Here is a 21,340-nt window from a genome sequence, read left to right as displayed (position 1 = left end):
GACCTAGTCACGCTTGTCACCGACCTTGAGCTGCACCACGGCGAGCGCCGCGACGATGATGAGGATCACGTAGGAGATCGCCGACGCGTAGCCGAAGTTCGGGCTGTTGCGGAACGACACCATGTACAGGTAGTGCGAGATGGTCATCGACGTGTTCGCCGGACCGCCGGCGGTGAGCGCGTAGGACTCGTCGAAGAGCTGGAGCGTGCCGTTCGTCGACAGGATCGCGGTGAGCAGGATCATCGGCTTGAGCTGCGGCACCGTCACGTACCAGAACGCCTTCGCCGAGCTCGCGCCGTCGATCTTGGCCGCCTCGATCGTCGAGCGGTCGACCGTCTGCAGCGCCGCCAGGTAGAAGATCATGTTGTAGCCCGTCCAGCGCCACAGCAGGCCGAGGACGAGCACGAAGCGGGCGGTGCCCGTCTGACCGAGCCAGTTCACGGGCGAGTCGATCAGGCCCAGGCCCATGAGCATGTCGTTGACGAGGCCGTCGTTGGCGAACATCGTCCGGAAGACGAGGGCGTAGGACACGAGGCCGACGGCGCTCGGGAGGAAGATGGCGGTGCGCCACATGCTCTTGAAGCGCAGGTTCGGGTTGTTCAGCAGGTTCGCCAGGATCAACGCCATGACGAGCATGAGCGGGACCTGGATGACGAGGTAGATGAACGTGTTCTGCAGGGTGAGCTTGAAGGTCTCGTCCTCGAGCAGGCGCGTGTAGTTCGACCACAGCGGCTCGGCGAAGCTCAGCCGCGTCCCGCGGCCGGTCTGCAGCGACAGGATCGCCGCCTGGATCATGGGCCAGAAGCTCAGCCAGAGGATGAGCAGGGACGCGGGGAGCAGGAACGCCCAGCCCGTGAGGCTCTTGCGGCGCTCGAGCGGCGAGACCTTCGGACGGGGCGGCAGGGGCGCGGCCACGGTGCGGGCGACGGGAGCTGTTCCCGGAGCGGACCGCTGCGCCGTTGCAGTCGGACGAGCCACGGAGGACCCACCTTTCAGCTGTGCGTTCGAGGGGGACGGGTCCCGCGCGCGGCGGACGGCGTGCGCCGCTCCGCCGCGCGCGGGGGTGGGTCAGGAGCCCATCGCGAACTCGACGGTCGACTGGGCCTCTTCGAGCGCGGCCTTCGGGTCGGCCCCGTTCATGATGTTCGTGATCGCGACGCTCACCGCGTCGCGCCCCTCGTAGTAGTAGGCGCCGGTGTTGTTGCTCGGCACCTTCTCGGCGTAGCCGACCACCTTGCTGTAGATGGCGTCACCGCCGAAGAACTCCTGGGGCTCGCCGTAGACGTCGCTCTCGCTGGCGGGGATCCAGTTCGCCAGGGCGCCCGCGCCCGGCAGGATCGTGTCGTAGAGCTCGGAGGAGCCGGCGAACGTCTTCGCCAGGAAGTCCTGCGCGAGCTCGACGTCCGCGTTGGAGCTGATCGCCCACGAGGAGCCGCCGTTGGCGGTGTAGTTCGTCGCGCCCTGCACGCCGTCGAGCGAGGGCACGTTCGTGATGGCCCACTTGCCGGCCTGGTCCTCGGCGCTCTGGATGGAGCCGAGGATCCACACGCCGTTCACCGTCGCGGCCACCGAGTCGTTGACGAGCGTGTTGATGTACTCGTCCCAGGTGTTCACCTCCACCAGGACGCCGGTCTCGACGAGCCGCTGGTAGGTGTCGATGGCGGCGGTGAGGGCGTCGTTGTCGACGATGGTCGGGTTGCCCTCCTCGTCGAACAGGCTCGCGCCGGCGCTCTGCAGCATCATCACCGGGAGGTCGGCAGACCCCGCCTGCCCGGACAGCAGGGGCTGCCCGGTCTTCGCCAGGACGTCCTCGCCCAGCGTGATGAACTCGTCCCAGGTGATGTCGGTGAAGTCGTCGACGGTGTATCCGGCCTGCTCGAGCACGTCCGTGCGCAGTGCCGTGATGGCGGTGCCGTTGTCGAAGGGCACGCCGTAGTTGGTGCCGTCGACCGTGGAGTACGCGACGACGGACTCGGGGAACTCGGAGAAGTCGACGTCGCTGCCCGACAGGTCGCTGAAGAGGTCCGGGTAGTTGAGGACGTTCTTCTGGAACGCGTTGTTCTGCATGAGGAAGATGTCCGGCAGCTCCCCCGTCTCCTGGGACTGCGCGAGAGTCGTCAGGCGGGTCTGCACGTCCTCCCAGGGCACCTCCTGGATGTCGAGCTCGAAGTCCGGGTTCTCCTGCTGGTAGACCTTCTCGGCCTCCTGGAGCGCGTAGATGTTGAACGCCGGGTCCCACGCCCACACCGTCAGGGTGTTGTCGCCGTCACCCCCGCCGCCCTCACCGGAGGCCGTCGAGCCGCCACCGCCGCCGCAGGCGGCGAGGGCGAGCCCGAGCGGCAGGACCGCTGCCATGACTGCGAGCTTGCGTGCTGTAGTCCTCATGGAACGCCGTCTCCTTCTGGTGTGTCGCGTCGTTGCGTGCCACGTCCGACGGCTGCGCCGCGGGAGCGGTGACCGGACAGCCTGCCCGCCACCTCCACCACTGCTGACGTCGTCGTCCCGAATGGTGACGTGAACATAGCAGCGCCGCTCGGCGGCGCGGCACGGTTCGTAGGTCACACTCCTGTAACGATGGACGCGCCCGCGGCGGCACCAGGCGAAGCCGATGGTGACGTCACCATCGCCCGCTCCGCGGGCGGTCTATCATCGCGCCATGCCCACACCGACGACGGCGCGGCGGAGGTCGACCGGCCCCTCCATCCAGGACGTCGCGCTCCTGGCCGGGGTGTCGGCGCAGACCGTCTCCCGGGTCGCGAACGGGGCGCCGTCCGTGCGGCCCGTCACGCGCGACCGCGTGCTCGACGCCATGGGGAAGCTCGGATACTCCCCCAACCGGGTGGCCCGGGCCCTGCGGAGCGGGCACTTCGGCACCATCGGGCTCCTGGCGCACGCCTTCGACCGCACCGGCGAGGCCGGCATCACCGAGGCCGTGCTCGAGGCCGCGGAGCTCGAGGACTACACCGTCACGCTCATCCACGTGGGCACCCCGGGCGCCGCCGACTGGCAGCACGCCGCGCGGCGCCTGTCCCAGCGGGCGGTCGACGGCCTCGTCATCATCCGCGCCGAGGAGAGCGCCCCCGAGACGCTCGCGCTGCCGCCGGGGCTCCCGGTGGTCGCCTCCTACTCCCGGCTCGTCGGGCGGTACCCGGCGGTGGCCGCCGACCAGGTGCAGGGCGTGCGCGACGCCGTCGAGCACCTCCTGGCCCTCGGCCACCGGACCGTGCACCACGTCGCGGGCCCGGTCGGCTCCGAGCCCGCCCTGAGCCGGCTCGCCGCCTGGCGGGGCCGGCTGCTGGAGGCGGGCGTCACGCCGCCCCCGCCGTGGCCCGGCGACTGGACCCCGCAGGCGGGGTACGCGGCCGGCCGGCACGTCGCGGCCGACCCTGACGTCACCGCGGTGCTCTGCGCGAACGACGAGACCGCGTTCGGGCTGCTCCGGGCCCTGCACGAGCACGGCCGCCGCGTCCCGGAGGACGTCTCCGTGGTCGGCTTCGACGGGATCAGGCTGTCCGAGTACAGCGTCCCGCCGCTGACCACGGTGGAGCAGGACTTCCACCGGATGGGCCGGGAGCTCGTCGAGCTGCTGCTCGTCCAGATCCGCGGCGACGGGGCGCCGGGTCTCGAGCCCGTCATGGTGCCGACCCGTCTCGTCGTCCGGGCGAGCACGGCTCCCCCGCCGCGCTGAGCGCGCGGCACACGGCGGTGCGCAGCGCCGGCGGCGCTGACGCGCTCGTCCGGTGGATCGGCCCGCGCCGTGGAGGCAGGAGGAAGGCTCCGGTGCCCATGTCCTGCGCGGTGGAGCTGAGGGGACTCGAACCCCTGACCCCCTGCATGCCATGCAGGTGCGCTACCAGCTGCGCCACAGCCCCGCGGCCCTGCCGCCGGTCCCCCGGCGCACGAGCCTCCGGAATCCTACCCGATCCGCGTGGCACGTCCGCACACGGACGGGTCACGGTGCCGCCACCGGGCGGGCCTTCGCGACGAGCACGTCCTGCCGCAGCTCGCCCGGGTCGACGCGCAGGCCGGCGTGCAGCATCGTCACGGCCGCGAGGTTGAGCGGCACGTGCGGCGCGCACGTCACGTCCCCGACGGGCGCGTCTCCGGCCGCCCGGTCGTCCAGCAGCTCCTGGAGGCGCCGCGCGGCGGCCACCGCGTCGGCGTGGTCGGCGCCGCCCACTGGCTCGGGCTTGCCCTCGGCGGTCACCATGGCCTCCGCGACGAACAGCTCGGCACCGGCGCCACCCCGCGTCCGTCGCGGCGGGCACGGGGACCGACAGCGGGCACTCGACGGCCAGCGCCACCTGCTCGCCCGCCTCCAGGGCGGCGACGACGACGGCGCCGAGCAGCGAGGGGTCGTCCTGGCCGCGCACGCTGTCGTCCGGCGCCGCCCACGAGAAGCCGCCGGGGCGGCGGACCGAGCCGACGTCGACGCCGATGACGATCATGGCTCCACCGTGGCAGGCCGCGCGGGCGGCGCAACCGCGCCGAGCGGGCCCGCTCCGGACGACAAAAAACGCCGGACTCGACGAGTCCGGCGTTCTCCGGTGGAGCTGAGGGGACTCGAACCCCTGACCCCCTGCATGCCATGCAGGTGCGCTACCAGCTGCGCCACAGCCCCGTGAACCTGGCTGTGACGCCCGATTCGGGTGGTTGCTCCCGGGACTGCTCCGCGGGAACGTCCGTAATACTACGCAGGATTGCCCCTCGGCTCCAAATCGGCGGTGTCCGCCTGCTGCTCGGCGCCGGTGGCCGGCCCGGCGTGCCACTCCTCGGCCGCGTAGCCGGCGCCGACGTTGTGGGTGACCAGCCGCCACCCGGGCGCCAGGTCGCCGCCGCGGGCGCGGCGCAGCTCCGACCAGTGGGCGTTCGTCAGGCCGACGACGCCGCGCCAGGCGTCCGGGTCCAGGCCGAGCAGCGCGGTCAGGCCGGTCGTCAGGGCGGCGCCGTGCGAGACCACGACGAGCGTGCCGCCGTCCTCGACGGCCTCGGCGTGCTCGGTGACCGCCTCGAGCACGCGCCGGCCGACCTCGCCCCGGGTCTCCCCGCCGGGCGGGACGCCCTCCACGTCGTGCCCGCCGCGCCAGGCGGCGTGCTCCTCGGGCCAGCCGGCGGCGATCTGCGCGTCGGTCAGGCCCTCCCACTTGCCGAACGCCCGCTCGCGCAGCCGCTCGTCGGGGAGCACCTCGGCACCCACGAGGTCGGCGTACGCGCGGGCCGTGTCCACGGCCCGCGCCAGGTCGGACGCCACCACCCGTGCCGCGCGGTGGCCGCGCGCCAGGTGCGTGGCGGCCTCGGCGGCCTGCCAGCGGCCGACCTCGTCGAGCGGGACGTCGGTCTGGCCCTGCAGGCGGCCGACGAGGTTCCACTCGGTGCGCCCGTGGCGCAGCAGGACGACTGTGCGTGCGGTCACTGCGCGGCTCAGTCGGCGGTCGCCGGCTGGGCGGGCGTGCCGTCGGCGTTCGTGACGTCGTCCGGCAGCGGCACCACCGGGCAGTCCTTCCACAGCCGCTCGAGCGCGTAGTACACGCGGTCCTCGGCGTGCTGCACGTGGACGACGACGTCGCCGAAGTCGAGCAGCACCCAGCGCGCCTCGGAGCGGCCCTCGCGGCGGATCGGCTTGGCGCCCGCCTTGTGCATGGCCTCCTCGACGGCGTCGACGATCGCCGAGACCTGGCGCTCGTTCGTGCCGGACGCGATGAGGAACACGTCGGTGAGCACCAGCTGCTCGCTCACGTCGAGCGCGATGATCTCCTCCGCCTTGCGCTCGGCGGCCGCGCGGGCGGCGACGACGGCGAGCTCGACGGCGCGCTCGGATGCGGTCACAGGGTTCCCTCCCAGGGGCCGGGCGCGACGGTCGTGACCGTCGCCGCGGCGGAGTCGGTGGACGAGAAGCTGGGCTGCTCGGTGTCGATGAGCTTCCACAGCAGCAGGCCGAGGACGAAGGCGACCACGACCAGGACGATGTAGTGCAGCCAGGTGTAGGACGCGCCGCGCTTCTCGTCGGCCTCCTGCGGCTGCGGCTCCGCCGCGCCGGCACGCTGCGGCGCCTCCACGCCCAGCACGGCGTCGAACGGCGTGGGGGCCGCGGACCGCGAGGGCGTCGCGGGCTGCACGGGCGTCGGCGCCGGCCGGCGGCCGCCGGGGGGCACGCTCGCGGGCATGCCCGCCGCGCCGGACGACGGCTGCGCCGGTGCCGGGAGCGCGGGGTCCGACGACGTGGCGGCGGGCGACACCGGGTTCGACACCGGGTTCCAGGCGGGCGCCTGCGCGCCGGTCGCGCCCGCGGGACGCACCGGCGGGAACGCCGAGCGCGCCGACGTGCGGGTCGGCGCACCGGGCGACGCGGCGCCGGGCTGCGGCGTGCTGGGCCGCACCGGGACGCCGGACTGCACGGGGACGCCGGACTGCACCGGCACGGAGCCCACGCCGGTGCGCTGCACCGGCGTCAGGCGCCCGGTCGTCGCGTCGAAGCCGCGCACACCGCCGGTCGAGGCGGGCGGGCGCACCACGGGCGGCGTCGTGCCGCCGGCCGGCCCCGCGGGCGGCTGGTGCAGCGAGCGGCGCGTCGGCGGGGTCGCACCGCCGCCCACCGGCGGGAACGCCGGGGCGGCGGCGCCGGGCGCCGGGGCCGCGGCGTCGGACGCGGGGCGTGCGTCCTCGCGCAGGCGGATCTCCTCGCGCTCGCGCAGCTCGCGGCGCGTCAGCGGCCGTCCCGGCCGGTCAGAGCTCTCACTCATCCTCGGAACCTCGATACAGACCGTGCTTGGCGATGTACTGCACCACCCCGTCGGGCACCAGGTACCAGACCGGCTGGCCGGCCTCGGCGCGCCGACGGCAGTCGGTGGAGGAGATCGCCATGGCGGGCACCTCGAGCGTCGTCACGGCGCCCTCGGGGATGCCGTCGATCGACAGGGCGTGGTCGGGGCGCGTCACGGCGACGAAGTGCGCCATGCCCCACAGCTCGTCCGCGTTCTTCCACGCCAGGATCTGCTCGACGGCGTCGGCGCCGGTGATGAAGAACAGGTCGGCGTCGGGCCGCTCGGCGCGCAGGTCGCGCAGCGTGTCGACGGTGTAGGTCAGGCCAGGCCGGTCGATGTCGACCCGGCTGACGGTGAACCGCGGGTTCGACGCCGTCGCGATGACCGTCATGAGATAGCGGTCCTCGGCCGGCGAGACCCTCTGGTGCTGCTTGAAGCTCGGCTTGCCCGTGGGAACGAACACGACCTCGTCGAGGTCGAAGTGCGCGGCCACCTCCGAGGCGGCCACGAGGTGTCCGTGGTGGATCGGGTCGAAGGTGCCACCCATCACGCCGATGCGAGGGCGGGAAGGGTGGCGGTCGGGGGCGTCGAGACTCACGGGCAGGCAGACGGTCCTGAGCGGCTGCTCAGTGGCGGTTCCCGACGTTGCGGAACGCGTAGGTCACGCCCAGCGCGCAGAGGAAGCCGACGAAGGCGAGGCCCCCGAGCGCGACGGGCGAGATGCCCCCCACGACCTCGCTGGTCTCCTGGGCGGCCTGGACGACGGTCTGCAGCACGATGCTCCTCCTGGTGTGCGTGGACTTCGGTCGTCAGTCTCTCACGACGGCGCGCCCCCGAGCGTCCCGGGCGCGTCGGGGGCGGGGCGCGGGCGCCGGGTCAGGGGCGCACGTGCCCGTCGCCGTGCACCACCCACTTCGTGGTGGTCAGCTCGGCCAGGCCCATCGGGCCGCGCGCGTGCAGCTTCTGCGTGGAGATGCCGATCTCGGCGCCCAGGCCGAGCTGGCCGCCGTCGGTGAACCGCGTCGAGGCGTTGACCATGATCGCTGCGGAGTCGAGCTCGGCGACGAATCGGTCGGCCGCCGCGATGTCGCGCGTGAGGATCGCCTCGGTGTGGCCCGACGACCAGGTGCGGATGTGCTCGATCGCCTCGTCGAGCGAGTCGACGACGCGCACCGCGAGCTCCAGCGCGAGGTACTCCGTGGCCCAGTCGGCGTCGGTGGCCGGGATCACCTCGACGCTCTCGGGCGCGAGCGCCGTCGTCCGCTCGTCGCCGTGCAGCACCACGCCGGCCCCGCCGAGGGCGGCGAGCGCCGCGGGCAGGAACGCGTCGGCGGCGTCGCGGTGCACCAGCAGCGTCTCGGCGGCGTTGCAGACGCCGACGCGCTGGGTCTTGGCGTTCATGACGATCTCGACGGCCGTGGCGACGTCGGCGGTCGCGTCGACGTAGACGTGCACGTTGCCCACGCCGGTCTCGATGACCGGGACCGTCGACTCCTGGACGACGGTGCGGATGAGGTCCGCCCCGCCGCGCGGGATGAGCACGTCGACCAGGCCGCGGGCGTGCATGAGCGCCACGCCGCCGGGGCGGCCGTACCGGTCGATGGACTGCACCAGGTCGGCGGGCAGGCCCTGGGCCTCCAGCGCGCGGCGCATGACGTCGGTGATCACGGTGTTGGACGACGCCGCGGCGCTGCCGCCGCGCAGGATCACCGCGTTGCCCGACTTCAGCGCGAGGCCGGCGGCGTCGACCGTCACGTTCGGCCGCGCCTCGTAGATCACGCCGACCACGCCCATGGGCACGCGCAGCTGGCGCAGCCGCAGGCCGTTCGGCAGGGTCTGGCCGCGCAGCACCTCCCCCACCGGGTCGGGCAGGCCCGCGAGCTCGCGCAGCGCCTCGGCGACGGCGCCCACGCGGGCCGGGGTCAGCTCGAGGCGGTCAAGCAGGCCCGGCGTCAGGCCGTTCTCGCGGCCGCGCGCCAGGTCCTCGCGGTTGGCCGCGACGACGTCGTCGGCCGCGGCGACGAGCGCGTCCGCGACGGCGTGCAGCGCCGCGTCCTTCGTGGCGCGGGTCGCGGTCGCCAGGGCGCGCGAGGCCACCTTGGCGCGGCGCGCGACGTCGCGGACGTCCTGCTCGACGTCGGTGCCCGCCGTCCGGTCGCTGAGGGTCGAGGTCATGCCCCGAGGGTACGACGGCGACGCGCGGCGCGGCAGGGCCGTCCGCGGTGGCGCGCGAGACGGCGCTGGCCAGGCCCGCGCGCCACCCCCTAGCATTCCGCCGACCGCGACGGGCGTGGTCACGACGGGAGAACCGATGTCCACCGAGACCACCCCCGACCTCAGCCGCACCGCGCGGCTCGACCGGCTGCCCTTCACCCGGGCGCACGGCCGGCTGCTCACGGGCGCCGGCGTCGGCTGGGCGCTCGACGCGATGGACGTCGGCATCGTGTCCTACGTGCTGGCCGCCCTGGCCGTGCAGTGGGAGCTGAGCACCGGCGAGCTGTCGCTGCTCGGCTCGATCGGCTTCGCCGGCATGGCCGTGGGCGCAGCGCTCGGCGGCCTGCTCGCCGACAAGGTGGGCCGCCGCCAGGTGTTCGCCCTGACGCTGCTCGTGTACGGGCTCGCGACCGGCGCGTCGGCCCTCGCCGGCGGCGTGGCCGTGCTGCTGGTGCTGCGCTTCGTCGTCGGGCTGGGCCTCGGCGCCGAGCTCCCCGTGGCCTCGACGCTGGTGAGCGAGTACGCCCCCGCGCGCATCCGCGGCCGGGTCATCGTGGTGCTCGAGTCCTTCTGGGCCGTCGGCTGGATCGCCGCGGCGCTCATCGGCACCTTCGTCGTCGCTGGGTCCGACGACGGCTGGCGCTGGGCGTTCCTCATCGGGCTCGTGCCGGCGCTGTACGCCATCGTCGTGCGCACCGGCCTGCCCGAGTCGGTGCGGTTCCTCGAGCGCCAGGGCCGCCACGCCGAGGCCGAGGCGGCGGTGCGCCGCTTCGAGGCCTCGGCCGGCGTGCCGGCGCCCGCGGGCGCCGGGGACCGGGCCGCCGTCGCCGTCACCCCCGCGGCCCGCACTGCCGCGCCCGCGCCGCGCGTCCCGGTGCGCGAGCTGTTCACCGCGGCGCTGCGCCGCCGGACCGTGGCGCTGTGGCTGACCTGGTTCGGCGTGAACTTCGCCTACTACGGCGCGTTCACCTGGATGCCCACCCTGCTGGTGGCCGACGGGTTCGGCATGGTGCGCTCGTTCACGTTCACCCTCGTCTTCACGCTCGCCCAGCTGCCCGGGTACGCCGTGGCCGCCTGGCTCATCGAGTCCTGGGGCCGGCGCGCCGTGCTGGTGACGTTCCTGGCCGGCTCGGCGGTCTCGGCGATCGGCTTCGGCCTGGCGGGCTCGGTGCCGGCGATCCTCGTCGCCGGCATCGCGCTGTCGTTCTTCAACCTCGGCGCCTGGGGCGCGCTGTACGCGGTGACCCCGGAGAGCTACCCCACCGCCGTGCGCGCCACCGGCTCCGGCAGCGCGACGGCGTTCGGCCGGGTCGCCTCGATCCTCGCCCCGCTGGTGGTGCTGCCGCTGCACGACCGCATCGGGACCGTCGGCGTCTTCGTGGTGTTCGCCGCGGCGTTCGTGCTGGCGATGGCCGGCTCGGCGCTGCTCGCGGAGCTCAAGGGCCGCCGCCTGGAGGAGGACCTCCCCACCGCCTGACCGTTGCGGAGGCGGTCAGCGCGGGGCGGGGTCAGCGCGGGGCGCGGGCCCGCGCGCGGGCCCGCGGCTCGAGCACCAGGTCGTCGCGGTGCACGATCTCGCGGTCGTACCCCTCCCCCAGCGCCGCGCGCAGCTCGGCCGTCTGGCGGCCCAGCAGGGCGGGCAGCTCGTGGGAGTCGAACGCCACCAGTCCGCGGGCCACGACGGCGCCGTCCGGCGCCACGAGCTCGACGGGGTCGCCGGCGTCGAACTCGCCGTCGACCCGCGTCACCCCGGCCGGCAGCAGCGACGCCCGCCCGCCGAGCACCGCCCGGGCCGCGCCGTCGTCGACGTGCAGCCGACCGCGCACCCGCGCCGCGTGCGCGATCCACAGCCGGCGCGCCGAGGTCCGCCGGCCCGTGGCGGCGAAGAACGTGCCGACGTCCTCGCCCGCCAGCGCCGCGGCGGCGTTCGCCGCGCGCGTGAGCACCACCGGCACGCCGGACGCCGTCGCGATGCGCACCGACTCCAGCTTGGTGACCATGCCGCCGGTGCCCAGCACGCTGCCGCGGGCGGTCACGGGCACGTCCGCCACCTCGGCCAGGTCGCCCACGTGCGGGATGCGGCGGGCGCCGGGGCGCGACGGCGGCGCGTCGTGCAGGCCGTCGACGTCGGTGAGCAGCACGAGCGCGTCCGCCTTGACCAGGTGCGACACGAGCGCGGCGAGCCGGTCGTTGTCGCCGAACTTCAGCTCGTCGGTGGTCACGGCGTCGTTCTCGTTGACCACCGGCACGACGCCGAGCGCCAGCAGCCGCGACAGCGAGCGCTGGGCGTTCTTGTAGCGCAGGCGGCGCACCGTGTCCTCGGCGGTGAGCAGGATCTGCCCCACGCCGATGCCGTGCGCGGCGAACGCCTCGGTGTAGCGGGCCACGAGCATCCCCTGGCCCACCGACGCGGCAGCCTGCATGGTGGCCAGGTCCCGCGGGCGCGTGGCCAGGCCGAGGGGACCGATGCCGGCCGAGATGGCGCCGGAGGTCACCAGCACGACCTGCCCGCCCGCGGCGTGCCGCGCGGCCAGCACGTCGACCAGCGCGCGCAGGGCGCCGACGTCGAGCAGGCCGTCCGGCCCGGTGAGCGAGGACGACCCGATCTTGACGACGACGCGGCGGGCGGCGGGCAGCGCGGCGCGCGAGCTGGCATCGCGGGGGACGGCGCGGACGAGGGGGACGTTCACTGCCCCATCATCGCCCGCCGGACGCCCGCCGCGCGGACGTGTCCGCCGGTCAGACCGCCGTCACTCGTCGTCCGGACGGGTCCAGATGCCCTGCTCGCGCTCGGTCCACAGCTCGCGGCGCGCCTCCGTCTTGGCGTCCATGCGCTCGGTGAACTCCCGGCGCCGGTCGGCGCGCGTGGGCCGCGCGCGGTCCTCGAGGCGCAGGTCGGTGCCGCGGGCGCCGAGCAGCTCGGGGCCCGTCATGAGCGTGGGCTCCCAGTCGAAGACGACGGCGTTGCGCGGGTCGCCGATGCGCACCTCGTCGCCCGCCACGGCGCCGGCCTCGAAGAGCTTGTCCTCGACGCCGAGCTTGGCCAGGCGGTCGGCGAGGAAGCCGACGGCCTCGTCGTTGTTGAAGTCCGTCTGGCGCACCCAGCGCTCCGGCTTGGCGCCGCGCACCTCGTAGTAGACGCCGTCGGCGTCGCTCTTGCGCGTGACCGTGAAGCCCGCCTCGTCGACGGCGCGCGGGCGCAGCACCACGCGGGCCGGCTCGGGCGCCGGCGCGGCGGCGCGGGCCTGGGCGACGATCTCGGCGAGCGCGAACGTCAGCGGGCGCAGGCCCTCGTGGCTCGCCGTCGAGATCTCGAACACCCGCAGGCCGCGGGCCTCGAGCTCCGGGCGCACCAGGTCGGCCAGCTCGCGCGCCTCCGGCACGTCGATCTTGTTGAGCACCACCAGGCGGGGGCGCTCGGTCAGCGGCACCCGGCCGCCGGAGATCTCCAGGTCGCCGGCGTAGGCGGCGAGCTCGGCCTCGATGACGTCGAGGTCGGTGAGCGGGTCGCGGCCCGGCTCGAGCGTGGCGCAGTCGAGCACGTGCACGATCACGGCGGTGCGCTCGATGTGGCGCAGGAACTCCAGGCCCAGGCCCTTGCCCTCGCTCGCGCCGGGGATCAGGCCCGGCACGTCGGCGACGGTGAACCGGGTGTCCCCCGCCTCGACCACGCCGAGGTTCGGCACGAGCGTGGTGAACGGGTAGTCGGCGATCTTCGGCCGCGCCGCGGAGATCGCGGCGATGAGCGACGACTTGCCGGCGCTGGGGAAGCCGACGAGCGCGACGTCCGCGATCGTCTTGAGCTCGAGCACGACGTCGGCGGTCTCGCCTGGCTCGCCCAGCAGCGCGAAGCCGGGGGCCTTGCGCTTGGGCGAGGACAGCGCGCGGTTGCCGAGGCCGCCGCGCCCGCCGTGCGCCACGACGTACTCGGCGCCCGCGCCGACCAGGTCCGCGAGCACGGTGCCGTCGGGGTCCTTGACCACGGTGCCGTCGGGCACGCGCAGCACGAGGTCCTCGCCCTTGGCGCCGTCGCGGTCGTCGCCCATGCCCTGGGTGCCGTTGGTGGCGTGGCGGTGGGGCAGGTGGTGGTACTCGAGCAGCGTGGTGACCTGGGGGTCGACGACGAGGCGGACGCTGCCGCCGTCGCCGCCGTTGCCGCCGTCGGGGCCCGCCAGGGGCTTGAACTTCTCGCGGCGGATGGAGGCGACACCGTGGCCGCCGTCTCCGCCGGAAGCGTGCAGGACGACTCGGTCGACGAAGCTGGCCATGGGACGATCCTCTCAGGACGCAGCGGAGGGGCGCACCGCACCGGTGCGCCCCTCCGCTGGAGTGTTTCGGGGTGAGGCTCAGGCCTCGACGATGTCGACGACCTTGCGGCCACGACGCGTCGCGAACTGGACCGAGCCGGCGGCCAGCGCGAACAGCGTGTCGTCGCCACCGCGGCCGACGTTGGCGCCCGGGTGGAAGTGGGTGCCGCGCTGGCGGACGATGATCTCGCCGGCCTTGACGACCTGACCGCCGAAGCGCTTGACGCCGAGGGACTTGGCGTTCGAGTCGCGACCGTTGCGCGAGGAGCTCGCGCCCTTCTTGTGTGCCATCTGTCTGACCTGCTTTCAGTACTGAAGAACGGGGTTGATCACCGGCGCGGCGCGGGCGGGCCCGCGACGCCGGGAAGTCACTTGATGCCGGTGACCTTCAGGCGGGTCAGGCTCTGGCGGTGACCCTGGCGCTTGCGGTAGCCGGTCTTGTTCTTGTACTTGAGGATCGTGACCTTCGGGCCCTTCTCGTCCCGCACGACCTCGGCGGTGACCTTGACCTTCGCCAGCGCGGCGGCGTCGGTGGTCACCTTCTCCCCGTCCACCAGCAGGAGAGCGGCGAGCTCGACGGTGTCGCCGGCCTTCGCCTCGATCTTGTTCGTGACGACGATGTCCCCGACGGACACCTTCTCCTGACGGCCACCGGCCTTGACGATCGCGTAAACCACGTTGCTGCTCATCTCTCCTGGTCTTGGCGTGCCGCACGTCGGGGTACACCGTCTTGGTCGGCAACTCGGCCCGCCGCGGCGGTCGAGTGCGGTGCGTCCGTGGGCACACGGGACAGGCGCACCGAGGGCGCGCCGACGTCACAGCCTACGCGACGCCTCCCCCCGGTTCAAACGTGAGGTGCAGCACCGCCGCGCACCCCTCCGACGGGCGCGGCGCGCGCCGATGCGGTATCTATCCCCTCGGCAAAGGGGAGGCGGCCGTGCTGCTAGGGTCGTTGGCCGTCTCTTGACCTGTTGATGAGAGGACACGTATCCATGGCGCCCAGCCAGCGCACCTCGTCCGGTGACGAGCCCGGCCATACGACGCCCGCCCAAAGGCCTCGCGCCGCCCGCATCCTGCGGGAGGTCGCCGCCCCCGCCCCCGCCGGGCTCCCGCACCCGGCGCTCCTGCCCGGCATCGGGGTCGAGCAGACGCACCGCAGCTTCGGCGTCGACAGGGTCGTCTTCGCCGTCGCCGCCGCGCTGGTGGTCGCGGTGATCGTCTGGGGCGTCGCCGCCCCCGACGGCCTCGCCGCCTTCGCCGCCGCCGGGTTCTCGGTCGTCACCACGGACTTCGGCTGGTTCTTCGGCATCCTGACCGTGGCGGTCTTCCTGTTCATGATGTGGCTGGGCTTCGGCCGCTACCGCGCGGTGCGCCTGGGGCAGGACGACGAGAAGCCGGAGTTCTCCACCGTCTCCTGGGTCGCGATGCTGTTCTCCGCGGGCATCGGCATCGGGCTGCTGTTCTACGGGCCGCTCGAGCCGATGACCTACTTCCTGGAGCTCCCGCCCGCGTTCGAGGACGTCGCGGCCGGCAGCAACGAGGCGATGCACGTGGCCCTCGCCCAGACGCTGTTCCACTGGGGGCCGGTCGCGTGGGGCTACTACGCCCTGGTCGGCGGCGCGGTCGCGTACGCCGCCTACCGCAAAGGTCGCTCCCCGCTGATGTCGGCGCTGCTGGAGCCGATCTTCGGCCGACGCACCGAGGGCCCGCTGGGCAAGGTCGTCGGCGTCTTCGCGATCGTCGTCACGCTCTTCGGCACCGCGGTGTCGCTCGGCATCGGAGCGCTGCAGATCGGCCGGGGCGTCGAGATCGTCGGCGGCACGGGGCCGCTGGGCAACGGCGTGATCGTCGGGATCATCGCCCTGCTGGCCGTGGCGTTCATCTTCTCGGCCGTCTCCGGCCTGAAGCGCGGCATCCGCGCGCTGTCGAACATCAACATGGCCGTGGCCGGGCTGCTCGGGCTGTTCGTCTTCGTGGTCGGGCCCACGGTGCTGCTGCTCAACCTCGTGCCCGGCGTGCTGATGACGTTCGTCGGCGACCTGCCCACGCTGATGGCGCAGTCCGCGGCGTCCGCGCCGGACGCCCAGGGGTTCATGAGCACCTGGACCACCTACTACTGGGCGTGGTGGGTGTCCTGGACGCCGTTCGTGGGCATGTTCATCGCCAAGATCAGCCGCGGCCGCACGCTGCGCGAGTTCGTGGTCACCGTGATCGTCGTGCCGAGCGTCGTGTGCCTGGTCTGGTTCACGATCGTGGGTGGCACCAGCATGTGGCTGGAGCAGACCGGCGCCGCGATCAGCGCCGCCGAGTCCGGCGAGGACATGCTGTTCACCGTGCTGCGCGAGCTGCCCTTCGGCGCCGTGACGTCGGTGCTGGCGATGGTCTCGATCGTCATCTTCTTCGTCACCAGCGCGGACTCGGCCTCGATCGTCATGGCGAGCCTGTCGGAGGAGGGCAACCCGGAGCCGCGCCGGTGGACCACCGTGGTGTGGGGCGTCGCGCTGGCCGCGATCGCCGCCGTGCTGCTCGTCGGCGGCGGGCAGGTGGCGCTGTCAGGGCTGCAGATCCTCGTGATGGTGGCGTGGGCCAAGGACCTGGCACGCGACCCGCTCACGCTGCGCCGGCGGTACGCGCGCGAGGCCCTCGACCAGGGCGTGCGCGCGGGCATCGAGGAGCACGGCGACGACTTCGTCGTCGGCGTCGTCGCCACCGAGCCCGACGAGGGGGCCGGCGCCTGGCTGGACACCGAGGACCCGGCGCTGACGGACTGGTACCAGCCCGAGGACCAGCCCGAGGACCAGCCCGAGGACCACCCCGAGGACCACCCCCAGGACAGGGCGGACCGTTCCGGCGAGCGGCCCGCGGATGCGGCCGGCGACGGCCGCACGCCCGCACCGGTGGGCTGAGGCCGCTCAGTCCTCGAGGACGAACGTGATCGCGAGCATCACCGTCCACGCGACGATGCGGCCGTCCTCGATCTCGACCTTCTGGTCCTTGACCCACGCCCCCTGGACGTGGCGCAGCGTGGAGGTGGCCCGCTCCACACCGACCCGGATGGCGTCCTCGAAGCTCGTCTCCGACCGTGCGCTGATCTCGGTGATCCGCGCGACCGTGTGGGTGCCTGCCATGTCGTCCTCCGATCGTCGTCGACCGTCCGCACCGCCTCGGTGCACCGCCAGGATCGGCCCGGCCTGTGGGCCGCGCCACTCGGCGGCACGATGGGGGCATGGGGCGCGCGTGGGACGCCGGCGACGACCCCGTGGCCGAGGCGCTGCGCGCCGTGGACCGGCGGGGCTTCCTGCCCCGCGCGCGCCGGGCGCACGCCCGCGAGGACCGGCCGCTCGACATCGGGCTGGGCCAGACGTGCTCGCAGCCGTCCACGGTGGCGGCGATGCTGCGGCTGCTGCGGGTGCCCCGCGGCGCCCGCGTGCTCGACGTGGGCGCGGGGTCCGGCTGGACGACGGCGCTGCTCGGGCACCTCGTCGGGCCCGACGGCGAGGTGCTCGGCGTCGAGGTGCGTCCGGGCCTGGCGGCCTGGGGCGCCGCCAACGTCGCACGGGCGGGCATGCCGTGGGCCCGGCTCGTCGGCGCGGCGCCGGGCGTGCTCGGCGCCCCGCGCCCCGGCGGGTGGGAGCGCGTGCTGGTCTCCGCCGCCGCGCAGTCGCTGCCGCCGGCGCTCGTGGCGCAGGTGGCACCCGGCGGCCGCATGGTCATCCCGGTGCGCCACGTGCTGGCGCTGGTCACCCGGGACGACGACGGCGAGGTGCACGTCAGCGGGCACGGCACCTACTCGTTCGTGCCGCTCGTCGAGGCCGAGGAGTGATCCGCCGGACCCGCGCACACCCTTCACACGTGCCGCGCGCGGCGAAACCTACGGTCCCGTAGGCTCGGGGCATCCACGGGCACCCGCTCACCTCCGCGGCTGGGAAGTCGACCCCGACCCCTGCGAGGCAGCATGCCCCTGGCAGCACCGTCCACCGCACCCTCCTCCGCGCGCCGCACGGCCGCCACCAGCTCCTACACCGCCCTGTCCCAGGCCGTGCGGGAGGCCGGCCTCCTGCGCCGCGCCTACCGGTACTACGCGTGGACCGGCGCCGTGCTCGTCGTGGCGCTCGGCGGCCTCGTCGCCGGGTTCGTGCTCCTGGGCGACTCGTGGCTGCAGCTGCTGGTCGCCGGCGCCCTGGGGATCGTGCTGACGCAGTTCGCGTTCCTCGCCCACGAGGCGGCCCACCGCCAGGTGCTCGCCTCCGGCCCGGCCAACGACCGCCTGGGGCGGTTCCTCGCCAACGGCGTGGTGGGCATCAGCTACTCCTGGTGGATGTCCAAGCACTCGCGCCACCACGCCAACCCCAACCGGCTCGGCAAGGACCCGGACATCGCCAACGACACCGTCGTCTTCACCGAGGACGGCGCCCGCGCCCAGCACCGCTGGCTGCGGCCGCTCACCCGGGTGCAGGGCTGGGCGTTCTTCCCGCTGCTGACCCTCGAGGGGCTCAACCTGCACGTCACCTCGATCCGCTCGCTGCTGCACGGCACGCGCGCCGACCGCGGCGCGCGTGCGCTCGAGGTGGCCGCCATCGCGGTGCGGCTGGCCGCGTACGTCGCGGCGGTGTGCTGGTTCCTGCCGCCCGGGCTCGCCGCGGCGTTCCTCGGCGTCCAGCTCGCCGTCTTCGGCGTCTACATGGGCGCCTCGTTCGCGCCCAACCACAAGGGCATGGCGATCATCCCGGCCGAGAGCCGGATCGACTTCTTCTCCAAGCAGGTCCTGACCTCGCGCAACATCCGCGGCGGCGCGCTGATGAGCGTGCTGATGGGCGGGCTCAACCACCAGGTGGAGCACCACCTGTTCCCGAGCATGCCGCGCCCGCACCTGGCCCGCGCCCGCGAGCTGGTGCGCGCGCACTGCGCCGCCCACCAGGTGCCCTACACCGAGACGAGCCTCGTGCGGTCCTACGCGATCGTGGTGCGCTACCTCAACCGGGTCGGCCTCGCGGCGCGCGACCCGTTCGACTGCCCCGCCTACCACCGCCTGCGCGGGGTCTGACGGCGGCCCGGCCGGGCCGGCCGCCGCGCGCGCTCAGGCGCGGTGCAGGCGGCAGCGGGCCTGGTAGGACTCCGCGCCGCCGACGTGCGCGGCCACGGGGGCCGCGGCGTCGGTGGCGGCCTCGGGCGGACCGTCGGCGCGGACCCGCACGTGGTAGGCGGCGTCCCGCCCGCACACGGCGCAGACGGCGGTGAGCTTGTCGACGCGCTCGGCCACGGCCATGAGGGCCGGCAGCGGCTCGAACGGCCGGCCGTCGAACGTCACCGAGAGCCCGGCCACCACGACGACGACCCCCGCGTCCGCGAGGCCAGCGACGACCTCGACGAGCCCCGGGCCGAAGAACTGCGCCTCGTCGATGGCGACGAGCTCCGTGCCGGGCGGGACGAGCCCGGGCACGTCCGCCGCCGAGGCGGCCTGCAGCGACGCCATCTCCAGGCCCGAGTGCGAGGCGACCCGCCCGGCGCCCGAGCGTGTGTCGAGCGCGTGGCTGACCACGACGACGGCGCGGCCCGCCAGCTGCGCGCGGCGCACCCGCCGCACCAGCTCCTCCGACTTGCCGGCGAACATCGGCCCGGCGACGACCTCGATGCGCCCGGCGCCCAGGCCCGGCGCCGCGCCCTGCTCCCCCGTCATGCGCCCAGTCATGCGCCCAGTCAAGCCGACCGGTCAAGCACACCCCGCGCACGACGACGCCCCGCCGCGCGGTGCGCGGCGGGGCGTCGTGCGTCGCGACTGGGCGGCCTCAGTCCTCGGCGGGCCCGGTCGGCTCGCCGACGGGCTCCACGACCTCCTCGCGGCCGGCGACGACGACGGTCTGCTGGACGGTCCGGGTCTCCTCGACCACCACCGCCTCGTCGTCCTTGTGCTCGTGGGCGTGCGCCGCGGCGGCCGCGATGGTCGCCAGGGTGGCCTTGACGGCCTCGCGCGCCTCCGACTTGTCGTCGGGGAGCTTGGGGACGTCGGCGTGCGCCGGCTCGGGCTCCTTGGCCGCGCCGCGCTTGCGGCGCGCGCGCTTCGAGCCCTCGGCGTCGCCGCCGTTGTCGTGGGCGTGGTTGTGGTGGCTCTTCTCGATCGGGTCGGCGTGCACGATGAACCCGCGGCCCTTGCAGTGCTCGCAGGTCTCCGAGAACGCCTCGACCAGGCCCTGGCCCACGCGCTTGCGGGTCATCTGCACCAGGCCGAGCGAGGTCACCTCGGCCACCTGGTGCTTGGTCCGGTCGCGGCCCAGGCACTCCACGAGGCGGCGCAGCACCAGGTCGCGGTTCGACTCGAGCACCATGTCGATGAAGTCGATGACGATGATGCCGCCGATGTCCCGCAGCCTCAGCTGGCGGACGATCTCCTCGGCCGCCTCGAGGTTGTTGCGGGTGACGGTCTCCTCGAGCGTGCCGCCCTCGCCGGTGAACTTGCCGGTGTTGACGTCGATGACCGTCATCGCCTCGGTGCGGTCGATGACCAGCGAACCGCCGGACGGCAGCCAGACCTTGCGGTCCATGCCCTTGGCGAGCTGCTCGTCGATGCGGTGCGCCGCGAACGCGTCCGTGTTCTCGGTCCACCTGGTGACGCGCTCGCGCAGGTCCGGCGCCAGCTCCTCGACATAGCCCGAGACCTCGCGCCACGCGTCGTCGCCCTGGACGACGAGCGAGGTGAAGTCGTCGTTGAAGATGTCGCGCACGACGCGGATCGCCAGGTCCGGCTCGCCCTGCAGCAGGGCGGGCGCCGACGCGCCCTTCTCGGCCTTGGCGCTGATCGCCGCCCACTGGTTCTGCAGGCGCTCGACGTCGGCCCGCAGCTCCTCGGCGCTCGCGCCCTCCGCGGCGGTGCGCACGATGACGCCGGCGCCGTCGGGCACGATCTCGCGCAGGATCTTCTTGAGGCGGCCCCGCTCGACGTCGGGCAGCTTGCGGCTGATGCCGGTCATGCCCCCACCGGGAACGAACACGAGGTAGCGGCCGGCCAGGGTGATCTGGCTGGTCAGGCGCGCGCCCTTGTGCCCGATCGGGTCCTTGGTGACCTGCACCAGCACGGTGTCGCCCGACTTGAGGGCCTGCTCGATGCGGCGCGGCTGGCCCTCGAGGCCCGCGGCGTCCCAGTTCACCTCGCCGGCGTACAGCACGGCGTTGCGGCCCTTGCCGACGTCGACGAACGCCGCCTCCATGGAGGGCAGCACGTTCTGCACGCGGCCGAGGTAGACGTTGCCGACCATCGAGGCCTGCGACTGCTGCGAGACGTAGTGCTCCACGAGCACGCCGTCCTCGAGCACCGCGATCTGCGTGCGGCCGTTCTTCTCGCGCACGATCATCGAGCGCTTGACCGACTCGCGGCGCGCGAGGAACTCGGCCTCGGTGATGATCTGGCGGCGGCGGCCGGCGTCGCGGCCCTCGCGGCGGCGCTGGCGCTTGGCCTCCAGGCGGGTCGAGCCCTTGAGCGCGGTGACCTCGTCACGCTCGCGCGCGCGGCCGGTCGCGGTCTCGGCGCGCTCGAGGCGCTCGGCACGCGAGCCGCGGCGGCGCCGCCGGCGACGGCGCGACGCGCCGCCCTCCTGCTCGTCGTCCTGCTCGCCCGCTGCCGCCTCGTCCCGTTCGACGCCCTGGCCTTCGTCGGCGCCGGAGGTCTCCTCGGCCTCCTCGGCCTCGTCCTCGGGCTCCTCGTCCTCGCGGTCCGCGGGCTCGTCGCCGCGGCGCCCGCCCCGGCGGCCGCGACCGCCCCGGCGCCGACGGCGGCGCGGGCGCTCCTCGGCGTCGAGGTCGCCCTCGGCGTCGGCCTCGGTGTCGGTGTCGGTGTCGATGTCGGTCTCGTCCTCGACGAGGTCCTCGGGGGCGAGGTCGACCAGCTCCACGCCGTCGGCCAGCAGCTCGGCCTCGATCGCGGCGACCTCCTCGGCCGCGGCGACCTCGTCCTCGCTCAGCACGGGCTCCGGGGCCGTGGCGGGCTCGGTGACGGGCTCGGTGACGGGCTCGGTGGCGGGGCCGCCGGCGGGCTCGGCAGCGGCCGGCGCCGCAGCCTCGGCCGGG

Annotated in this window: 21 protein-coding genes and 2 tRNA genes; 5 read left to right on the top strand and 18 right to left on the bottom strand. The window is 74.2% G+C overall.

What is annotated here, in order from left to right; translation table 11 throughout:
* Positions 1–3: 3 nt before the first annotated feature.
* Together GSF02_RS07150 and GSF02_RS07145 are read right to left on the bottom strand one after the other, a co-directional pair.
* Complete coding sequence (locus GSF02_RS07150) at positions 4–915, bottom strand: carbohydrate ABC transporter permease (RefSeq protein ID WP_235915427.1); 912 nt, start codon at positions 913–915, stop codon at positions 4–6.
* Positions 916–1,068: 153 nt separating this feature from the next.
* Positions 1,069–2,385 carry an ABC transporter substrate-binding protein gene (locus GSF02_RS07145; protein WP_159794216.1) on the bottom strand — a complete coding sequence of 439 codons (1,317 nt, stop codon included), beginning with the start codon at positions 2,383–2,385 and terminating at the stop codon, positions 1,069–1,071.
* A gap of 271 nt (positions 2,386–2,656) precedes the next feature.
* Here GSF02_RS07145 and GSF02_RS07140 point away from each other — a divergent pair, with 271 nt between their 5' ends.
* Complete coding sequence (locus tag GSF02_RS07140) at positions 2,657–3,688, top strand: LacI family DNA-binding transcriptional regulator (RefSeq protein ID WP_159794214.1); 1,032 nt, start codon at positions 2,657–2,659, stop codon at positions 3,686–3,688.
* Positions 3,689–3,799: 111 nt separating this feature from the next.
* Here GSF02_RS07140 and GSF02_RS07135 read toward each other — a convergent pair.
* The 9 genes from GSF02_RS07135 to GSF02_RS07100 all read right to left on the bottom strand — a co-directional run bounded on the left by GSF02_RS07135 (position 3,800) and on the right by GSF02_RS07100 (position 8,936).
* Positions 3,800–3,872 (bottom strand) — tRNA-Ala (locus GSF02_RS07135).
* A gap of 80 nt (positions 3,873–3,952) precedes the next feature.
* The gene (locus tag GSF02_RS07130; RefSeq protein ID WP_159794212.1) at positions 3,953–4,210 is read right to left on the bottom strand and encodes a hypothetical protein; all 258 of its coding nucleotides are present in this window, start codon (positions 4,208–4,210) and stop codon (positions 3,953–3,955) included.
* Positions 4,211–4,548: 338 nt separating this feature from the next.
* Positions 4,549–4,621, bottom strand: a tRNA-Ala gene (locus GSF02_RS07125).
* A 69-nt stretch (positions 4,622–4,690) separates the two neighbouring features.
* Positions 4,691–5,413 carry a histidine phosphatase family protein gene (locus tag GSF02_RS07120; protein WP_159794210.1) on the bottom strand — a complete coding sequence of 241 codons (723 nt, stop codon included), beginning with the start codon at positions 5,411–5,413 and terminating at the stop codon, positions 4,691–4,693.
* Between the two features lie 8 nt (positions 5,414–5,421).
* Positions 5,422–5,826, bottom strand: a complete 405-nt coding sequence (rsfS, locus tag GSF02_RS07115; RefSeq protein WP_159794208.1) for a ribosome silencing factor — start codon at positions 5,824–5,826, stop codon at positions 5,422–5,424.
* Positions 5,823–6,740 carry a hypothetical protein gene (locus tag GSF02_RS07110; protein WP_159794206.1) on the bottom strand — a complete coding sequence of 306 codons (918 nt, stop codon included), beginning with the start codon at positions 6,738–6,740 and terminating at the stop codon, positions 5,823–5,825. The genes rsfS and GSF02_RS07110 overlap by 4 nt, the downstream gene beginning before the upstream one ends.
* Complete coding sequence (gene nadD, locus GSF02_RS07105) at positions 6,733–7,359, bottom strand: nicotinate-nucleotide adenylyltransferase (RefSeq protein WP_268892855.1); 627 nt, start codon at positions 7,357–7,359, stop codon at positions 6,733–6,735. Before nadD ends, GSF02_RS07110 begins: the two co-directional genes overlap by 8 nt.
* A gap of 28 nt (positions 7,360–7,387) precedes the next feature.
* Positions 7,388–7,537, bottom strand: coding sequence for a hypothetical protein (locus GSF02_RS18560; RefSeq protein ID WP_201308829.1), 150 nt, complete (start codon positions 7,535–7,537; stop codon positions 7,388–7,390).
* 100 nt (positions 7,538–7,637) lie between these two features.
* Complete coding sequence (locus GSF02_RS07100) at positions 7,638–8,936, bottom strand: glutamate-5-semialdehyde dehydrogenase (protein ID WP_159794202.1); 1,299 nt, start codon at positions 8,934–8,936, stop codon at positions 7,638–7,640.
* 136 nt (positions 8,937–9,072) lie between these two features.
* Here GSF02_RS07100 and GSF02_RS07095 point away from each other — a divergent pair, with 136 nt between their 5' ends.
* Positions 9,073–10,452, top strand: a complete 1,380-nt coding sequence (locus GSF02_RS07095) for an MFS transporter (RefSeq protein WP_159794200.1) — start codon at positions 9,073–9,075, stop codon at positions 10,450–10,452.
* 31 nt (positions 10,453–10,483) lie between these two features.
* Here GSF02_RS07095 and proB read toward each other — a convergent pair whose 3' ends face one another.
* The 4 genes from proB to rplU all read right to left on the bottom strand — a co-directional run bounded on the left by proB (position 10,484) and on the right by rplU (position 13,959).
* Positions 10,484–11,665, bottom strand: coding sequence for a glutamate 5-kinase (gene proB, locus GSF02_RS07090; protein WP_159794198.1), 1,182 nt, complete (start codon positions 11,663–11,665; stop codon positions 10,484–10,486).
* A 60-nt stretch (positions 11,666–11,725) separates the two neighbouring features.
* Positions 11,726–13,243, bottom strand: coding sequence for a GTPase ObgE (gene obgE, locus GSF02_RS07085; RefSeq protein WP_159794196.1), 1,518 nt, complete (start codon positions 13,241–13,243; stop codon positions 11,726–11,728).
* Between the two features lie 78 nt (positions 13,244–13,321).
* On the bottom strand, positions 13,322–13,573 hold the full coding sequence (rpmA, locus tag GSF02_RS07080; protein ID WP_159794194.1) for a 50S ribosomal protein L27: 252 nt from the start codon (positions 13,571–13,573) through the stop codon (positions 13,322–13,324).
* A gap of 77 nt (positions 13,574–13,650) precedes the next feature.
* A complete protein-coding gene (gene rplU, locus GSF02_RS07075; protein WP_201308835.1) occupies positions 13,651–13,959 on the bottom strand; it encodes a 50S ribosomal protein L21 in 309 nt (102 codons plus the stop codon).
* Positions 13,960–14,274: 315 nt separating this feature from the next.
* On the opposite strand from rplU, the gene GSF02_RS07070 reads away from it, so the two are divergent.
* Positions 14,275–16,188, top strand: a complete 1,914-nt coding sequence (locus GSF02_RS07070) for a BCCT family transporter (RefSeq protein ID WP_159794190.1) — start codon at positions 14,275–14,277, stop codon at positions 16,186–16,188.
* A 6-nt stretch (positions 16,189–16,194) separates the two neighbouring features.
* On the opposite strand, the gene GSF02_RS07065 is transcribed toward GSF02_RS07070, so the two are convergent.
* Positions 16,195–16,410 carry a dodecin family protein gene (locus tag GSF02_RS07065; protein WP_159794188.1) on the bottom strand — a complete coding sequence of 72 codons (216 nt, stop codon included), beginning with the start codon at positions 16,408–16,410 and terminating at the stop codon, positions 16,195–16,197.
* A 98-nt stretch (positions 16,411–16,508) separates the two neighbouring features.
* Here GSF02_RS07065 and GSF02_RS07060 point away from each other — a divergent pair, with 98 nt between their 5' ends.
* The gene (locus GSF02_RS07060; protein ID WP_159794186.1) at positions 16,509–17,105 is read left to right on the top strand and encodes a protein-L-isoaspartate O-methyltransferase family protein; all 597 of its coding nucleotides are present in this window, start codon (positions 16,509–16,511) and stop codon (positions 17,103–17,105) included.
* A gap of 132 nt (positions 17,106–17,237) precedes the next feature.
* Positions 17,238–18,326 (top strand): fatty acid desaturase family protein, encoded by a 1,089-nt coding sequence (locus GSF02_RS07055; protein WP_159794184.1) that lies wholly within the window; start codon positions 17,238–17,240, stop codon positions 18,324–18,326.
* A gap of 33 nt (positions 18,327–18,359) precedes the next feature.
* Here GSF02_RS07055 and GSF02_RS07050 read toward each other — a convergent pair whose 3' ends face one another.
* Together GSF02_RS07050 and GSF02_RS07045 are read right to left on the bottom strand one after the other, a co-directional pair.
* Positions 18,360–18,971 carry a thymidine kinase gene (locus GSF02_RS07050; RefSeq protein ID WP_235915426.1) on the bottom strand — a complete coding sequence of 204 codons (612 nt, stop codon included), beginning with the start codon at positions 18,969–18,971 and terminating at the stop codon, positions 18,360–18,362.
* 97 nt (positions 18,972–19,068) lie between these two features.
* On the bottom strand, positions 19,069–21,340 hold a 2,272-nt coding region (locus GSF02_RS07045), incomplete at its 5' end, for an Rne/Rng family ribonuclease (RefSeq protein WP_159794182.1).

The sequence above is a fragment of the Puerhibacterium puerhi genome (genome assembly GCF_009846865.1).
Lineage (GTDB): Bacteria > Actinomycetota > Actinomycetes > Actinomycetales > Cellulomonadaceae > Puerhibacterium > Puerhibacterium puerhi.
This window is presented reverse-complemented; position numbering and strand designations above follow the sequence as displayed.

What these genes read in the sequence shown, in the direction of transcription:
- GSF02_RS07065 (WP_159794188.1), bottom strand. Translation starts at nt 16,410, where the DNA reads ATGGCAGGCACCCACACGGTCGCGCGGATCACCGAGATCAGCGCACGG.
- GSF02_RS07100 (WP_159794202.1), bottom strand. Translation starts at nt 8,936, where the DNA reads ATGACCTCGACCCTCAGCGACCGGACGGCGGGCACCGACGTCGAGCAG.
- rpmA (WP_159794194.1), bottom strand. Translation starts at nt 13,573, where the DNA reads ATGGCACACAAGAAGGGCGCGAGCTCCTCGCGCAACGGTCGCGACTCG.
- GSF02_RS07130 (WP_159794212.1), bottom strand. Translation starts at nt 4,210, where the DNA reads ATGGTGACCGCCGAGGGCAAGCCCGAGCCAGTGGGCGGCGCCGACCAC.
- GSF02_RS07140 (WP_159794214.1), top strand. Translation starts at nt 2,657, where the DNA reads ATGCCCACACCGACGACGGCGCGGCGGAGGTCGACCGGCCCCTCCATC.
- GSF02_RS07095 (WP_159794200.1), top strand. Translation starts at nt 9,073, where the DNA reads ATGTCCACCGAGACCACCCCCGACCTCAGCCGCACCGCGCGGCTCGAC.
- GSF02_RS07060 (WP_159794186.1), top strand. Translation starts at nt 16,509, where the DNA reads ATGGGGCGCGCGTGGGACGCCGGCGACGACCCCGTGGCCGAGGCGCTG.
- GSF02_RS07110 (WP_159794206.1), bottom strand. Translation starts at nt 6,740, where the DNA reads ATGAGTGAGAGCTCTGACCGGCCGGGACGGCCGCTGACGCGCCGCGAG.
- GSF02_RS07145 (WP_159794216.1), bottom strand. Translation starts at nt 2,385, where the DNA reads ATGAGGACTACAGCACGCAAGCTCGCAGTCATGGCAGCGGTCCTGCCG.
- GSF02_RS07055 (WP_159794184.1), top strand. Translation starts at nt 17,238, where the DNA reads ATGCCCCTGGCAGCACCGTCCACCGCACCCTCCTCCGCGCGCCGCACG.
- obgE (WP_159794196.1), bottom strand. Translation starts at nt 13,243, where the DNA reads ATGGCCAGCTTCGTCGACCGAGTCGTCCTGCACGCTTCCGGCGGAGAC.
- GSF02_RS07070 (WP_159794190.1), top strand. Translation starts at nt 14,275, where the DNA reads ATGGCGCCCAGCCAGCGCACCTCGTCCGGTGACGAGCCCGGCCATACG.
- GSF02_RS07050 (WP_235915426.1), bottom strand. Translation starts at nt 18,971, where the DNA reads ATGACTGGGCGCATGACGGGGGAGCAGGGCGCGGCGCCGGGCCTGGGC.